This window comes from Paenibacillus roseus (assembly GCF_016424485.1).
Lineage (GTDB): Bacteria > Bacillota > Bacilli > Paenibacillales > Paenibacillaceae > Paenibacillus_D > Paenibacillus_D roseus.
Genome location: NZ_JAELUP010000007.1, coordinates 38173 through 55247, shown reverse-complemented (window position 1 = coordinate 55247; position 17075 = coordinate 38173). Strand labels below are relative to the sequence as shown.

Below are 17075 nucleotides of genomic sequence, written 5' to 3'. Positions count from 1 at the left end.
GACCCCGCTTATTAATAATATGTTGTATGCCCTTTTATTGTATAATTTTGGGCTGCCTGCCGCGAACGGATAATACCTTTGGACGGCTTCTCTGCCTCTTTCAAAATCAACTCCTCCACTGCTGCTTCAATTTTGCTGCCAGAACGAATGTGTGCGTGCATCTGTCGTGTTTTCACAACACAACCCCACTCCCATTTATATGATGCAAGTATATACTGCTCAAGAAGATCATGATCGTGGAAAAGCTTAACTTCACCTATTATATCGCGGAAAAGCCTGAGAAAGTATGGGGAATTTTTATTTTGCCTAAAGGAATAGAGGCGACCTTCTTCGGGTCGGTGATTGAGTCCACTTTTGAGACAGGGAGAACGATTCAGTTTGGGTGTTAAATCAAAAAAAATTGCCGGGTATCCTGCCAAATTTGCTTGGCATGACATCCGGCAATCTTCTGTTTTTATCAATTAAATCCGTTATAGACCAATGGAGCGATTCAGCTCTTTAAGCTTATTGGCAGAACGATGCAGCAGTTCTTTCTCCTGCTCGGAAATCGGCAGATCCAGCACCTCTCTGACCCCTTTGCGGTCTACAATGCACGGTACGCCCAGGTAAACATCGGAAATGCCGTGATAGTCGGTCAGCAGTGTAGATACATTCAACACAGCGCCTTCGTCGCGGAGGATGGCGGTACAAATCCGGTCAAGCGCCAGCGCAATCGCATAGTAAGTCGCACCCTTGGCCTGAATGATCTGATAGGCTGCGTCACGTGTATTGGTATAGATGTCTTCCTTGTCCGCCTCGCTGAGCTTGAGCTGAGTACCGGCTACGTTCGCTAGACTCCACACAGGCAGCTCCGAATCGCCGTGCTCCCCAATGATATGCGCGTGTACGCTGCGCGGGTCGATCTTCAGTTTCTCCCCGATCAGGTAGCGGAAGCGCCCGCTGTCCAGCAGCGTACCCGAGCCGATAACCCGTTCGACCGGCCAGCCGATCTTTTTCCACGACAAGTAGCTCATAATGTCAACCGGATTGGAGGCCAACAGCAGGATGGAATCGGCGGTATGTTCCTTAATCTGATCAATAATGCTTTCCAGAATGGCTGCATTGCGCTTCAGCAGTTCGGTACGCGTCTCGCCAACACGCTGGGCCGCGCCAGCAGTGATGACAATAATATCCGCATCACGGCAATCCGCGTATGTACCCGCCCATACCTTGCCGCCTCCCAGGAAAGGCAGGCCGTGATTCATATCCAATGCATCGCCGGCCGCCTTGTCGGAGTCCGCGTCTATCAGTACAAGCTCATCAACACGATTGCGAAGCAGCAGCGTATAAGCCGTTGTGGAACCCACCGCCCCGGCGCCTATAATTACAATTCTTGATTTTTTCATCGTTGTTGCCTCCTCTGGCCGAATGGAAGTCTATTCTTCTTCATAAAACGGCTTGTTCACGTAATGATACATGACCGACATCAGCACACTGCCGCCGATCAAATTGCCCAAGGTTACCGGAATCAGATTGTGAAATACTCCTCCCCATGTGATGGTTCCCGGATGATTCAGCACGAGCGCAATTGCGAAGGTGCACATATTGGCAATGCTATGCTCATAGCCCGAGATAAAGAAGCAGAAAACGAACAGCATCATGGCGAACATTTTGGCCCCATTCTCCTTGAAGGACATCGGGATGAAGAAAGCCAGGCATACCAGCCAATTACACAAGATGCCGCGAAAAAACAATTCAATCGCCGGGGCTTGCATCTTTTTCTCGACCACACTGAGCAAAAAGCTGTTCACAGAGCTTTCATTAAACAGTCCGGTTGTGAGAATGAGCAGTGCAAACACCGCCGCCCCCAGAATATTGCCAACATAGCTCGTCGTCCACAACTTGAATACATCCGGCCATTTCATTTTTTTGCGAAGCGCGGCAAAGCTGTAATAGAAGGTATTCCCGGTAAACAAATCACCGCCCCCGTAGGATATGAGTATGATCGCAGCGCCAAAGGTGAGCGCAGCCATCGGATACGTGAAGGGCGAATCCTCCAGATAAAAATAGTTGCCTGTCTTGAACGCAACGATCACGCCGAAGCCGATAAACATACTGGCCAGCATAGACCGGGATAAATAGCGCAGCTTGCTTTGCCGGAAAATTTTGAGCTTCTTGAGCGCGAGCTTTTCCACCTGTCGAAGTGGTTCGATCTCCATGCTCCAGCCTCCTTGCCCATCGGGTTTGCTGTTGATGGAGCAATCATAGCATACCCTCTGTGAACTGAATGTGATTTTTTTCACATCCATAAGTGATATATATCACTGTCCCTGTACAGGAAATTTGGCATAGTAGATCACGAATCAACTGATTAATAGGAGGCCAGAACCATGCAGGTTGCCTTTAGCTTGGTCAAAAAAATTGTGATCGGCATTTCCGTTGTTGCCACCATTACTTACGGTACAAGCGCTTTTTTTATTTTCGTCTTGAAAGAGTATATCGCACCCGGAATGAATGCCTGGCTGTACACGTTGCTCACCTTGGCAATGGGCATATTTTGGACCGGATTTCTCGGATGGTTCACCGCCAGATGGCTCGTGCGGCCGCTGCATGCGCTGCATCACGCTGCGGAAGTAGCCGCCCAAGGCAACCTCACGGCAGAGGTCGTCATCCCTCATTCACGTGACGAGTTGATGCAGCTGTCCGCATCCTTTAACGAAATGCTGACTAGCTTAAGAGGCATTGTCCGGGATATTAACCAGCACTCCTCTGCCGCCGATACGGAGGTGGGCATGCTGCGCACTGCTGCCGAGCAAGCGGCCCTTTTGCTCACCGAAATTACCGAACGGGTCGACGCCATCTCACACAATACAGATATTCAAGCCGCACTGTCCTTGTCGATGTACAATACGATTGAGGAAATTGCCGGCCTCTCTGCCGATGCACAGGCACGTACAGTATCCGCACAGGAGGATGCCGGGCATATGCTTGAGGCCATGAACCGCAGCAGCACAGCGATTCATTCCTTGTCTGAAGCGATGAATCGCCTGACTGCAGAGGGGCTGGAGACAACCCGGATTGTGAAAAAGCTGGAGCAGCATGCGGACAGAATCTGGCAGATCATTAATGTGGTTGAAGATATTTCGGCACGCACTCACCTGCTCGCCCTTAACGCTTCCATTGAAGCTGCTCATGCAGGAGAGCATGGACAGGGCTTTCAGGTCGTTGCTGTGGAAATTCGCAAGCTGGCGAACCATAGCACGGTAGAGGTGCAAAATATAGGCGGCCTGATCGGAGAAATTCAGCATGATCTGGCTGTCGCTGTCAGCCGCATGGACCTTCAGGCGCAGACGACGGAAGAGGAGGCGGAGAAAACGCAGGCCAGCATCAGTCAACTTCGGCAAATCTCGGAATCTGTGGAGCGGACGGTCGGCGCGGTGAATAATGTCGCGGAATTGATTGAGCAGCAATCGGAGAAAATGCAGACGATTCTGACGGGCGCGGGCCAGGTATCGAACGCCGCAGGGGATAATGCAGCCAAACTCAGCAGCATTGCTTCCTCTGTACAGGAGCAAAATGCGATGGTGCAGGAAGTCGCAGCAGCCTCCCATGAGTTGCAAAATATGACAGCCTCACTGCAAAGCCGTATCGGAAAATTCCGGTTGGAATAGTCATCACCCTTCCCAAACTAAGGCTGGTGAATCTTTGCACTGCCCATTATTGCTTCGAATGACGGGAGCTGATAATATGGGTAGTATCAAAGCGGCATAGGGCTGATGACCCTGCAACTAAAGTCAGCCGCGTAAGGAGAGCTGGCCGATTGACGACAATTCTGACAGTGGATGACGAACAACATATTCAGGACATGCTGCGCATCTTTCTGGAGGCTGAGGGCTTCGAGGTACGACAAGCCTTTAGCGGAGAGCAATGCCTGGCCTATTTTGCCGATAGCCTGCTTCAACCGGATTTGATCCTGCTGGATATTGCAATGCCGGATATGGACGGTGTGGAATTGTGCCGCCGATTGCGCGAGCTCTATGACCATCCTGTCCTGTTCCTGAGCGGCAATACCAGGTCGGATCAGCGCCTGCTCTCGCTGCAAGCTGGCGGGGACGATTACTTGACCAAGCCTTTGGATCACCTGGAGCTGGTGGCCAGAGTCCGCTCCCATCTACGCTGGAGCACGCTTCTTAGCAAATATAAAAAACCGGAAGCGCTTGGGCGCAGACTTAGCTTCCCTGGTCTGGAGATTGACCTGGACCGTCTGAATGTAACCGTCCAGGGGGAACCCGTCACCCTGGTAGCCAAGGAGTTGCACCTGCTGCTGCTGCTCGCCCAAAGTCCGAGCAGAGTCTACCATCCCAGGCAGCTGTACGATCTCATCTGGAATGACCAAGCCGCGTACAGTCCGGCAATCATCAAGACGCAAATTTACAATCTCCGCAAAAAAATCGAATCGGAATCCCCCGGCTTCAAGTATATTCACACGGTGAAGGGCTTCGGATACAGATTCGAGCCGTTGACGCTGGACTGATCCTATTGAACCTTCGGGATTATAAAGGAGAAATGGCTTCCTTCTCCCACGACGCTATGAACGTCGATCCGGCCGCCGTGCCTTTCAATGATTTCTTTGGCAATGGCGAGCCCCAATCCCTGCCCTTGTCCGCTGTCTTCTTTATAATAACGATGAAAAATAAAAGGCAGCCGCTCGGTTTCAATCCCTTTGCCATTATCCTCGACAGTAACGCGCACCCACTCCTCGTCCTGCAATGCCTCCAGCTTGATCCGACCTCCGGTCGGCGTGAACTTGCATGCGTTATGCACAAGATTAGCCATAACGCGTTTCATCGCGTGCGGCGCGATCCATACATCCGCATCCTCTTTTATCGAAACCTTCGTTTCGCATTGAAGACCAGCGTGTCGTATATCCTCGGACATCTCTTGAAAGATATCGTCGATCCATTCGGCAAACATGACCATCTCCAGCATCTTCGAACCTTCCGTATCCTCAAGATGGTTCATCTCATCGATGAATCGATTGACTTCAATAACCTTGCCATATACGTTGTCGAGTATTTTCTGCTGCCGCTCCGGCTCCTGGACAAGCCCCTGCTGAAGCGCCTGGATGCTGCCTTGAACATAGTTAAGCGGGTTGCGAATATCATGCGCAATATTTTGCAGCAGCCTTATGCGGGACTGCTCGGCAAAAACCAGCTCATCATTGGAGCGCTTCAGACTTTCCGTCTGTTCCGCCACTTTTATGTTCAGTGTTCGGTTCCATTCCGACAATGTATCAGCAAGCTCTTTCTGCACCTGATGCTGCTTTCGCCTCATCTGGGACACCTGCTCGTAGAGTACAATCGACATAATAATAAACTCAATAACAGAACCGAACTGCATGCCGTAATGCGTAAACAAATTATGAGGGAGCACGCCCGTAGAGAGCATTGAACTCGGAAAAGCAATGGCAAACAGCGGCACAATCGCGATCGTCAAATGCTTGGCAAGTCGGCTGCCGCGCAAGGCGCATCCTATAAGAACGATCGGAAGCAGCACAATCGTAAAAATTTTAAAGCCGATCCATAGCGGCGCCAAATCGTAGGTGTACAGGAATGCATTGCCAACCGCCGCCAAAGGACAGAGTAAAATTACGCCTAGAAATACGCGATTCAAGAACGGAGCAAAAGCAGCAGGCTGGAGAATTTTCCAGGTGGCCAGATAGCCAAATCCGACGCTGACAATGAAGAAAAATTCATAAGTGCTGGCCGGACTTGCGAACAATAGCTCCCCTTCCTTTACGGCCGTAAACCAATTGCGCCCAAAGAACTGCAAGGCCAATCCGTCCCATATAAACTGCGAGGCGCTGTAGCAAAGGATATACAAAATGTAATAGATATAGGCTCTATTTCGAATATTGATATAGAGAGACAGCATGTAGATGATAATGGTCAGAATAACGCCATAATACAAGCCGTACATCATAAACTCCGTTGAAGTCTTCTTGTATACGGCCGCGGGCTCTGTAAGCTGCAGAGGCAGGATGAAGGAACCGGTGGTTTTAAGCCTCATATACACGGTCGTATCCACATCTGCGGGCAACAATTGAAGACTGTAGGCGGGATAATGATGCCGAACAGATTCCACAGGGGCGGAAGTGTACAGATTGAAATAATCGATCAATGGATTTTGCAGAGTAAGCTGCCACCTGGAACTGCCCGATTGGTTGCGAAGAACCACCCTGATCCAATATGCCGATTCGGTATAGCCGAAAGATGCTTTGCCATCGGCCCTCTGGAACAAACGCTGCAAATCCGGCGATTGCACATCCTGAAGCGTCCACTGTCCAGACTGATCCTCCAAAACCTCCATATAATCGTTAAGGAAGTACGTTTCTCCCCCATCCGACAAAGTCAGGACCGCGGAGGTTCTGTCGCGCCCTTCGACAGTTCCGACGGTCACTGCGCCGACAGCCCACAGTACCAGGATGGCTAGCAAGCAATATTTGATCCGCATATATTCTCCTCTTTCTTATGATGGCAGCGAATAAGCCGGTCCTGCTGACGCCGGTTGCTTTTCTTAGCATACCGCCCGATTCGACATCCGTCAAAAACATTAGAACCATGCTTCAAGGCCTAGTGAAAACGTTATCGCAAATTCCGACATTGTTTTCTCTGTTTGACCGGAATTTGACCTTGACCCTTTATTATTATCGATGAAGTTTGTCTAGTACATAGGAGGAGAAAATTACGATGATCATGCTTAATTGGCGGCTGAGATTCAAGCAATCTTTAAGCTTAGTACTCACCGCATCAATGCTAGTCAGTCTGGTCTCCGCTGTCGGTACGGCCAGCGCCGCCGAAAAAGCGGCAGCAACGACGCAGGTTCTATCGAACCTGATCGCAGCAAGCCAGACACCCCCTGCCCAGGGGCGGCCTTCCGATCTGGATGGCGCCTGGGCGGAAATGCAAATTGGGGAATGGCTGGACAAGGGACTTGTCAAAGGGTATCCTGACGGCACTTTCCGTCCTGATGCAACCATTACCCGCGCCGAGACGGCGGCACTTATTAACCGGGCTTTCGACTTCAAGGCGTCTGGGAGCAATCCGTTCACCGATGTCCCGGAAGGACGCTGGTATGCCGCGGAGGTCTCCAAAGCTCAGGCAGCCGGCTACATGAAGGGCAATGGCAATGGCGTCTTCCGGCCGGAAGCGAACATCAAGCGCCAGGAAGCGGCTGTAATGCTGGCAAGGCTGCTCGAGCTGAAAGCTGACAAGGAGGCGGCAGCCAAATTCAGCGATGCAAGCAGCATCCCGAACTGGAGCATCGGAGAGGTGGGCGCAAGCGTAGAAGCCGGTCTCATAAACGGCTATCCGGATCGCTCATTCAAACCCGATAAGCCGTTGACCCGTGCGGAAGCAATCGTTATTCTGAACCGCGCGCTTGGAATGAAGCAAGATTCCGGGACAGTAGATGCCGGACTGCCAGCCGAGATAAATCAGGCAGGCGTCTACGGTCCAGAAAAGGGAACAGCTTCCCATAAGGGGGATTTGACCATCAACGCCCCGGACGTTACCCTGCGCAATGTCACCATTGAGGGCAACCTGGTGCTGGGAGAAGGTATCGGCGAGGGCGATGTGACGCTGAAAGGCGTAACGGTCAAAGGAACTACAAGTGTTCGTGGCGGTGGGCCCAACAGCGTGCATCTCATGGACTCTGCGTTGACGCGTATCATCGTGACCAAGGTGAACGGTCAAGTGCGCGTTGTTATCGAAGGCTCCACCGAAGTGGATCGGGTTGTCATCGAATCTGGCGCGACACTGCAGATCGTAGGAGGAGGCGGAGCCAGCTACGGTACGATCGAGATATCGACAACCGGTGAGGTAATCCTTAACGGCAACTTCCCCGATGTCGTGCTTCTGGAGGCCGCAACTGTCACCGTGACTGGGGGCAGCATAGACAAACTGACGGTGACCGACCATGCTGCCGGCGCAAAGATTGATATCCGCGAGGACGCCAAGGTAAACGACCTGAATGTGGGGGCTCCCGCCACAATTACCGGCAAGGGAGCCATCAACAATGCGACCGTTACATCTGATGGCGTCAAAATCGAGCAAAAACCGGATAATCTGGGTGTTCTCGACGGTGTAAAAGCCGATGTTGGCGGTCAGCAGGTGCAGGGCGGCAACCAGACGCCTTCAGGAGGCTCGTCTCCCGGAACCAACGTCACGGCCGTATCCGTAACGGTGAGCGATCCCGGACCTGCCGGCATGACGCTGTCCTTATCGCCAGCGCTTCCAGGGCTGCAGCTCTCCGACCTGATTCTGGCAAATCCCGACGGGGTTCCGGCTTTTAACGCGGCGCTGCGCTCTTCCGACAACGGAGCAACCTATCGGTTCTCCGGCATATTGCGAGGCGGGGATACGTACAGGCTGTCGATGGCAAAAACAGGATACAGCTTCGGAGCAAGCAAGTCCGTCACGATTCCTGATTTGACTACCTTTTCAGGAGCCATGCTGAGTCCTGATGCCAATCGGATTACCTTGTTCTTCACTCATGAACTCGCGGAAGTACCGGCAGCGCCTGCAGGCTTCAAGCTTATTTCAGAAGAAGCCTCCATTGACATTGTAACAGTGGAAAATACTGGAAAGGCACAGATCGATCTGATTCTGGCATCCGCCGTAAAGGCCGAATCCCTGCACTTGTCCTATACGCCGGGAACGATCTCATCCATCGGCGGCAAGCCGCTTGTTGCTTTTGAGACAACCTATGTCGTTGACGGCACAAAGCCTGCTGGCGCCGTCACATACAGCAAGATAAACGGCAAGACTGTAGCGGAGGCGACTGCGGATCTGCAGGAACGCTTCGAGGATTTGAATAACACAGATATTGGAGCGGCCCTGCTGGAAGGCGGGTACACCGGGGTTGAGGTCGCGAAGATACTGTCAACCGAATTTAACAACTATGAAGATCAGATAGCCAGGTTCCTGCTTGATCATGGCTACGGCATGACACAGATGCTGATTACGCTTCAGGAAGCAGGCATTCTGAACCTGCTTTCCATCGGCAAAGCCATGATGTCAATAGGTATGAAGGCAGAGGAGTTTGTCGCAGCATTGAAATTTACCGGTTTCGATCTGGATCAGGCCTATGAAGCCACGTTCTATTTCCTCCGGGATCAAAGATACGCAGCGCTTCGTAAAGTATACGGTCTGTCCGAAGATCAGCTGGCAGCCTTCCTGAACGCAAAGGCAGTATCCGCCCGCGAAGCGGCGGAGTTGCTGATGAAGAACAACACCAGCACGCAAAGCTCTGTCATTACAGCGCTGGCCAAGGCGAATTATACCGAGGAGCAGATCGCGGAAATTCTGAAAGGCGCTGATTTGTTCCGTGTCAATGCCTTCCGCGCGACTACGCTGTTGTTCGACGCAGGCTTGGATGCGAACGCGGCCGCCAAAATCATGAAGACCGTTTACGAGGCGAGCGCCGGCGAGATCGTATCTGCTCTTGCACAGCACAAATTGTCAATCGAAGAGACGATTGAAGTTATTGGCAAAGGAAGTCTCGGATTCACACAGGAGGAGCGGTGGAAAGGACTGCGCTCCGCTTATACGACAGAGGAAATTGCGAAGCAGTATCATAAGTGGCAATGGTCTGCCTCTGACGTCATTCACTCCTTTGCAGCAGCCAAATTCCCGATCGAGGAAGTGGAGAAGGCCGTTACGCTCGTTTACACTGGCGGCGTACTATTGGACGGCTCGATTCCGGACATGCTGTGGGCCAACTACTCACTCCAGGAAGTGGCGGCCGGTATGAAGCGTTCCGGGGACGGAATCAAGAAGGTAGCAGAGCTGCTCACATCCAAAGGCTACAAAAACGTCTTTGATGCTGCCGATGGCGAAGAAACGATCGTCGACATGCTGTTAAAAGCCGGCTATAGCACCGTTGAGATTGCCCAATATTTGCGGCCTTTCGGAAGCAATAAGGAACGCTTGCGCATGGATGAAATCGGCAGAGTGCTGCTGCAATTCAAAGCCGCTGGCTTCACCGCAGTGGAACTGACCGATACCATGTGGAAAATGCTGGATTGGTCGACCGGAAAAGGAACCGGCCCGCGCGGTTTCGTCGTTCTCATGAAGGACATGACGGATCTCACTACCAATTCCGGCCGTAGATTGACCAAGTTCAGCGATACGGATATCCCTCGCGTACTTGCAGCCTTCGGCATCAAGCTGGCGGAGCATCGCAGCTTCCTGACCCAGCGCTTCACCAATAACGAGATCGCCGGACTGTTGAAGGAAAGTTTCTCCCTCACGCCATCCGAGCTGGTGGATACGATGAAAGGGTCGAACGGCGGATTTTGCGGACGCCTTTGTACGCCATTGGAAGTGCTTCGGATACTTAAAAGCTTATACAGCGACCTGACTTTTGAACAAGCCGCAGCAACGCTGTTAAGCTCCGGCGTACAGGAATATCAGCGTTTGAGCGACCTCGCTTTCGGCATTCAGGAGGTCTATGGCAGCCAGGTAAATCTCGTCCCTATGCTAAGGACAATGGGATTTTCTCTAAAGCAGCTTGCGGTCGAAAACGCATATAAAGGACGCACCGCTACTTTCTGGAGGAGCAACGGATATACAGCGGCAGAGGTTTACAGTATACTGAACGGCCAAAGCTCCAGCCAACGCTTTAACAGTCTGAAAGGAGCCGGCTATAACGTCTACGAAATCATGCTGGCTGCGCAACAGAATTTCGCTACGATGGCGCTGGCTATCAATGCATTGACTGAGATCAACCTATTCCCGACCGAGGATATCAACCGTGCCGCTGCAGAAATATACGGGCAGGATCCGAAGCAGGCCATGGCTGCGTTTCTCAGGAACAACCAGAACAGTTCCTCGTCGAATACCGCGAATACCCTTCGCTGGGTGTATCAGGTAAACAGTCCGATCGACAATGCCAAATTGCTGAAAGGAGCTGGATACTCGCAGGACGAAGTGCTGACGGCGGTGTTTAATGTGTTCTGTACCGGGAATGCATTCCTGGAAGGAACGTACACCACACTCAAAACCGTTATTGCCGACCTGTATCCTAATGTCACCGATCCGATGGCCGCCAGTCTGAAGATTACAGGAGGAGAGCGACCGGCCAAAGGCATTCATATTTTGAAAACGCTCGGATACACGACTGTCCAGATTGTAACGGTGCTTAAAGAGCAATACGGGCTCAATGCAGGCTCTGCTCTGGATACGTACAACGATGTCGGAACTGCAAGACCAATCGAAATTTTGACAGCTGTGTCGACGGTCTACAATGTCGAGGCGATGTCCTTCGTTGCCACGAAGGAAAAAGAGATCGGCCGCGATGCGTATTCGACTAGAACCAAGCTGAAATCCAACTACGGCTTCACCGATGAAATTGCCATTGCACGGGCACTGTCGGAGGGAGGCTATTCCCGGGATCAGGTGCTGGTTGCCATGTTCAATCAGAGCGGCGACCGTAACACCCTTGTTGCGAGTGTGCTCAAGCAGGTATACGGCGTAACCGCACTCGACAACATTACGTTGGAGCTTCGCAAATTGGGAGAAACTGTTTTGGGCGTCTATCAGGCGCTGCGAGCCGTCTTCCCCAATGCAGACAGCGGTGATGTGATCAGGCAAATAAATAGAGGCGGCTTCGATCTGCTGGAAATTTACAGACGCGTCCTGTACAATCCTAAAAGCGACGCCAACACGGACTCCACGATCATTGTCCTGCACGAGCTTGGTCTGGATGCCGCATTGGCCATGGATTTGCTCGATTTATGGGGATACAAATTGAAGGACAACTATTTGAAGCTCAAGGAGGTCGGATACACGTCGACGGAACTGAGGGAGGCAATTCTCAAAACCCACAAGGATCAGTTGGAGGTTGCCAAGGCGCTAGCACAAGCTAAATTACCTGTAGAGGATATTGCGACCATACTGTACGTCATAAATCCTCGGTACGATACAGTCGCGCTCTACCTGTATGGCACAGGCTGGTATGATCCAGCGCAGCTTGCCAACGGGCTGCTCGCAGCCGGGTGTGCTCCAGAGGATATCATTACCGTCATGAAGTCGATGGTCAGCGATCTGCTGCTGGACATGATACTCCTCAAGAAAATTGAGGCCCCGCTTCCGGAATGGAAGTCCACGTATATGGCAATGCGGCTCTCCTGGACGAATATGTCGCTTGATGAGCTGACCAAGAGCTTCATGAAAGCTGTCGAAGCGGGCAAATACAAGGGAACTGATATGTATTGGGGCTTGCGGGAACTAAATAATGTAACTCTGGATTATTTGAAGGAGGACTTGTCATCGGATGCCGGAGACTTCCTCTTTGACCGCAGGGACGGCATTCCGTTCATGCTGATGAAAGAAGCAGGCTTAAGCGCGCATGACGCTGCCCGCATCATGTCGAATCTCGGCATCAAGTGGCAGCCGGCCATCATGTTCCTTGTGCAAGCGGACTATAGCTCGAGCAATATTGCTTCGGCCTTCTTCTCCCAGTATTCACTGGATGTTCTCTTCTCAGTGGCCGAAATCATAGGCATGATTGCCACCGCCATTACAGACGGCTTTTGGGGAACGATCAAAAATTTCATCCTCATGGCCGGTAAGATTGCCTATAACATTTCGATGAAAAATTATCGTACCAAGATGGAAGGAAATCCAAACGGACCTCGCAGCTAGATAAGCAGCCATTACCTTATAAGGGAAACAAGATCAGGCCTGCGCCATCGTGCGCAGGCCTGATCTCTTTATCTCTTTATTGGATGGAAACCTCACATGCTCCCAGCTCAGACAGTTCGATGTCCAATTGCTGCGCTCTCTCGTCGTACGACCATGACACTTCTTGAGCAAATGATCCCACGGTCTGCACCTGCACCTTAGAAGGACGCTCGGATATCTGTTTCACCCGAACCTTAACCGCTTGCTTCTCTACTTGCGGCAGACCGTCATGGGCAACGATGCAGATAAGCTTCAAGGCGCCGCTGGCGCCGCGTCCCCAATTCAAGCGGGTTAGCCGATACGCCCCCTGCTCATAACCGAAGGTGCTTCCGTCATCCTCATAAAATTCAAACTTGCCCGGCGCCCAGTCCCCGTACACGTGGATTTGCAGCGGCTCGGAAGATGACTCTCCTGTATACTGCCGCAGAGCCTGCTCCGGGATGATGGCTCCTTCTCTAGCATAGATCGGCATGACGGATAGCGGAGCGTCAGCCAAGATGGAGCGGCCGCCCTCATAGCGCTCTCCCGTCCAATAATTGTACCAGACCCCTTCCGGCAAATAAACGGCTCTTGCAGACGTACCCGGACGGTATACCGGTGCAACGAGCAAATCACGGCCAAGCAGGAACTGGTCACACAGATTATAAACCTCACGGTCCTGCGGATATTCCAGGATAAGCGGACGGATAATTGGAAGGCCCGACTGCGCAGCCTGATGGAACAAAGTATAGATGTATGGCAGCAGACGGTAACGCAGTCCGATATACTCGCGGCAAATCGCTTCCACTTCCGGCCCGAACGCCCACGGCTCCTGTCTGCGGGAATCCAGTACAGCATGGTTGCGGCAGAACGGAAACAATGCGCCCATCTGCGTCCAGCGGGCCAGCAGTTCTCCCGAAGCATGATGGGAGAAGCCTCCGATATCCGGACCGGCAAAGGCAACCCCGGACAGTCCCAAATTCAGCACCATCGGGATACTCATCGCCATATGCTCCCAATAGCTGCGGTTGTCTCCCGTCCATACGGCCGCATAGCGCTGTATGCCGGCGTAACCGGCACGCGTCACAACAAAGGGACGCTCCCCGTTCAAATTGCGCTTCAAGCCTTCAAAGGTAGCTTTGGACATTAGCATACCGTACAGGTTGTGCCATTCCTCATGCGTTTTCGGGTTGCCGTTATTTCCGTGGACTACATCCAGCTCCATCGTCTTGCTCTCGGTCTCGAATACGGACGGTTCATTCATATCGTTCCAGATGCCATGAATGCCGTGCTCAATATAGAATTTATGCAGGTCCCCCCACCATTCTGCGGTGCGGTCCTCCGTGAAATCCGGGAAGGCGCTTACGCCCGGCCACACTTTGCCGTTGAAGACATCTCCTTCGAGTTTGGAACAGAAATGACCTGCGGCAATTCCTTCCTGATAGACCTTGTATTTCGGGTCCTTCTTCACACCGGGATCTACGATTGGCACAATTCGGAAGCCCATCTCCTGCAGTTGGGTGATCATTTCCTTCGGCTTTGGAAACCGGTTCGTATCCCACGTAAATACCCGGTATTCGTGCATGTAATGAATGTCCAGATAGATGACGTCACAAGGAATATTCCGCTCGCGGAATGAGCGGGCAAGCTCCATAACCTCCTCCTGATTCATGTAGCTGTAGCGCGACTGTTGATAGCCGATAGCCCATTTCGGCGGCATCGGCATCTTGCCGGTCAGTCCGGCATATCCAGTCACAACATCTTTCAGGGAAGGACCGGCAATCACATACAGGTCCAACTCCCCGCTTTCCATCGTAAGCACATATTGGTCTTCATAGGAGCGCATATCGAAGACGGTCTTGCCCGGGTTGTCCAGCAGCAGCCCATAAGCCGGTCGGTCATAGCGGAAATGGACCAGATACGGGATAGACTGATAGATCGCCTCGATATCGGGAACATGCGGGTCGTAGACATCCGTATTCCACATCGTATACTTCTCGCCCTTCTTGTCCAGAAAGCCGGTTTTCTCGCCCAGACCGTAAAAATGCGACTGCGCATCCAGCGCCGCTGCAAAAGCAGCTTTGCCATCCTGATTCCAAAGCAAGTCCTGCTGATCGAGCAGAAGTCTGTCCTGTGCATCATATATTTTCAGAGCAAAAGGAGCTGTCGCAACTTCAGCCCGAAGTCTACCGAAGGACACGCTGTAAAGTCCCTCCTGCTCGCTCAATTCCACAGCAACCGGCTCACCGTTCTCCTGCGCGAGAATAGCGGGCGTCGACGTCCAGTCCAGACGATCCCCGACGAACAGCTTGATTCGAATTATCTGATCATTCACAGCCCGCAAGCCAACCTTGGCATGTTCCCCATGGAACAGGACAGCTCCCGTCCCCGTCTCGCGGGTCGCCTTGCTGACGGCTCCGACTCGTGTTATCGCTGTTTGTGCTCCCTCCGCGCCACTCTTGCCCGGATGAATCGCTTCACTTGTAATCAATCACATCACCTCATTATTGATAGCATAGGGTCATTCTAACATGAACAATCCGGCAGCAAGATTCGCATCCTTACGATAATGATGTGCAAATTTAAGAGCTTGACTGAAGACGAAAGAATTGCACCTCCACATTAGCAAAAAGCAGTCTCTTAACAGCAAAGATCTCGACCTTATATCCTTTTTCAAATAACCAATCAAAAATGAATTCACATTCACTCTTGTCCCTGAAAAGAAAAAGAGAGATAGGTCTCCGCTCCCCTCTCTTAACAATCTTTAGCGCTGACCTTCAAACTTAGGTGAATTGTGAATTCACGGCGCGAAAGATACATAAAACGGCGCAGCGGGAATCATCCCGCCGCGCCGTTTGGAATGTGCTCATTCAGGCAGCGTATTACTCAGCTGCGATTTTATCAAAGAAGTTCTTTTGAACAGTATCTGCCGCTTCCTGCAGCTTCTGCTTGAGGTCCGTATCCTTCTTGGAGAAGACTTCTTGAATGACGTTGGTCATTGCGCCATAGTAGTCTTGTGTATTGTATTGCGCCTCAGGCTTACCGTCCAGCAATTTGTTGGACTCTGCATTGTACTTGTAAACATTATCGTACTTGTCGAAGATGGCTTGAGCTTTTTTGCCGTACTCGGAATCGCTCTTGAAGTAATACATTTGAGACGGGATGAAGTATTTGCCTTCTGTCTTGCGAGCTTGAATATCACGGTCTACAGACTCCAGCCAAGCATCGGAGAAGTAGTCAAATGTAATGTAGTTGAATGCCGCTTCCTGTTCATCTTTGGAAGCATTCGGGTTGATGACCAGATAGTCGCCGCCCAGGATACCATAGTGCTTGCCGCCCTTCTCATAAGCAGGCATCGGGAATGTCAGCAGGTCTTCAGGCTTTATGCCACCCTGGTTCATTGCTGCGTCCAGCGGTCCTTCCGCGCCAGCGATAACCATTGCCGTACGTCCTTGAGCCAGCGCACCTACAGCGTCGCCCCAGTTGAGCGCCCAGTCTTGCGGAATGGCATTGGCTTCCCAACGCAGCTTGTGATAGAACTCCAGCGCTTTCAGACCGGCCTCGGAATTGAACGCTGCTTTTACTTTGCCGCCTTCAATAGTCTGGATTTCCCCGCCAGCTTCGAACAGGAAATTCGTCCAGTTCCAGCCTGCTGCGTTTTCTTTGCCCATCGGTGCAATTCCGGAAACTCCTTTCTTCGGATCAGCTACAGCTTGGGCTGTTGCCAGCAAATCATCCCAGGTCCAGTCATAGGATGGAACCGGCACATTTTTATCTTCCAGCATCTTTTTGTTCACAACAGTGCTTGTTACATAACCGTTTTGCGTAACCCCGAATACTTTGCCGTCTATATTGAACTGGCCTTGCAAAATCGGGTTGATTTCGTCTTTATGCGCATAGTTGTTCCACAGCTCGGTGATGTCAGCCGCCCAGCCTCTTTCAACGAGGAATTTGGCTTCAGTCGCAAAAGTATTGAAGAAGGTTGGCGCCTCGTTGGCAGCCATTTTAATTCCAATTTCATTTACATTGTAATGCCAGTCGCTTTTCTCAATCGTTACGTTCGGATATTTCTCCTGGAAACGTCTGATCTTGTCATCTTCCAGCTTGCGTCTCTCTACCTGATCCGGCAACGGATAGTAGATGCTAATGGTTACTTTCTTATCATTTTCTTTAGGTGTATCGGTACCTTCAGTAACTGTACCATTGTTTTTTTGACCACCGTTGTTTGCCGGCTGCTTTTCACTTGTACCGCTCGAACCGCAGGCGGCGAGCAGAGAACTGAACAAAGCCAGACACAACATCATCATAGATAGCTTACGCATTCGGAACTCCCCTTCTCTGATTCATTTTTTCGTTGCATCTTTAGCATAA

General features: G+C 51.6%; 9 protein-coding genes. 3 read left to right on the top strand and 6 right to left on the bottom strand.

Annotation, left to right across the window (positions count from 1 at the left end):
* Positions 1-11: 11 nt before the first annotated feature.
* Genes JFN88_RS03550 through JFN88_RS03540 form a run of 3 tightly spaced genes read right to left on the bottom strand, consistent with a single transcriptional unit; the run spans position 12 to position 2198 of the window.
* Positions 12-437, bottom strand: a complete 426-nt coding sequence (locus JFN88_RS03550) for a hypothetical protein (protein ID WP_199017921.1) — start codon at positions 435-437, stop codon at positions 12-14.
* A 33-nt stretch (positions 438-470) separates the two neighbouring features.
* On the bottom strand, positions 471-1385 hold the full coding sequence (locus JFN88_RS03545; RefSeq protein ID WP_199017920.1) for an L-lactate dehydrogenase: 915 nt from the start codon (positions 1383-1385) through the stop codon (positions 471-473).
* Between the two features lie 30 nt (positions 1386-1415).
* Positions 1416-2198, bottom strand: coding sequence for a formate/nitrite transporter family protein (locus JFN88_RS03540; protein ID WP_199017919.1), 783 nt, complete (start codon positions 2196-2198; stop codon positions 1416-1418).
* Between the two features lie 171 nt (positions 2199-2369).
* Here JFN88_RS03540 and JFN88_RS03535 point away from each other — a divergent pair, with 171 nt between their 5' ends.
* Both JFN88_RS03535 and JFN88_RS03530 read left to right on the top strand, forming a co-directional pair.
* A complete protein-coding gene (locus JFN88_RS03535) occupies positions 2370-3650 on the top strand; it encodes a methyl-accepting chemotaxis protein (protein WP_199017918.1) in 1281 nt (426 codons plus the stop codon).
* A 149-nt stretch (positions 3651-3799) separates the two neighbouring features.
* Positions 3800-4513, top strand: coding sequence for a response regulator transcription factor (locus JFN88_RS03530; protein ID WP_199017917.1), 714 nt, complete (start codon positions 3800-3802; stop codon positions 4511-4513).
* A gap of 2 nt (positions 4514-4515) precedes the next feature.
* Here JFN88_RS03530 and JFN88_RS03525 read toward each other — a convergent pair whose 3' ends face one another.
* Positions 4516-6492 (bottom strand): sensor histidine kinase, encoded by a 1977-nt coding sequence (locus tag JFN88_RS03525; protein WP_199017916.1) that lies wholly within the window; start codon positions 6490-6492, stop codon positions 4516-4518.
* A 236-nt stretch (positions 6493-6728) separates the two neighbouring features.
* On the opposite strand from JFN88_RS03525, the gene JFN88_RS03520 reads away from it, so the two are divergent.
* Positions 6729-12686 carry an S-layer homology domain-containing protein gene (locus JFN88_RS03520; protein ID WP_199017915.1) on the top strand — a complete coding sequence of 1986 codons (5958 nt, stop codon included), beginning with the start codon at positions 6729-6731 and terminating at the stop codon, positions 12684-12686.
* Between the two features lie 76 nt (positions 12687-12762).
* Here JFN88_RS03520 and JFN88_RS03515 read toward each other — a convergent pair whose 3' ends face one another.
* Both JFN88_RS03515 and JFN88_RS03510 read right to left on the bottom strand, forming a co-directional pair.
* Positions 12763-15195 (bottom strand): glycoside hydrolase family 31 protein, encoded by a 2433-nt coding sequence (locus JFN88_RS03515; protein ID WP_199017914.1) that lies wholly within the window; start codon positions 15193-15195, stop codon positions 12763-12765.
* Between the two features lie 391 nt (positions 15196-15586).
* On the bottom strand, positions 15587-17026 hold the full coding sequence (locus JFN88_RS03510; protein ID WP_199017913.1) for an ABC transporter substrate-binding protein: 1440 nt from the start codon (positions 17024-17026) through the stop codon (positions 15587-15589).
* Positions 17027-17075: the final 49 nt, after the last annotated feature.

Coding starts and splice junctions, on each gene's coding strand:
- JFN88_RS03540 (WP_199017919.1), bottom strand. CDS start 2,198: ATGGAGATCGAACCACTTCGACAGGTGGAAAAGCTCGCGCTCAAGAAG.
- JFN88_RS03550 (WP_199017921.1), bottom strand. CDS start 437: ATGTCATGCCAAGCAAATTTGGCAGGATACCCGGCAATTTTTTTTGAT.
- JFN88_RS03545 (WP_199017920.1), bottom strand. CDS start 1,385: ATGAAAAAATCAAGAATTGTAATTATAGGCGCCGGGGCGGTGGGTTCC.
- JFN88_RS03510 (WP_199017913.1), bottom strand. CDS start 17,026: ATGCGTAAGCTATCTATGATGATGTTGTGTCTGGCTTTGTTCAGTTCT.
- JFN88_RS03535 (WP_199017918.1), top strand. CDS start 2,370: ATGCAGGTTGCCTTTAGCTTGGTCAAAAAAATTGTGATCGGCATTTCC.
- JFN88_RS03520 (WP_199017915.1), top strand. CDS start 6,729: ATGATCATGCTTAATTGGCGGCTGAGATTCAAGCAATCTTTAAGCTTA.
- JFN88_RS03525 (WP_199017916.1), bottom strand. CDS start 6,492: ATGCGGATCAAATATTGCTTGCTAGCCATCCTGGTACTGTGGGCTGTC.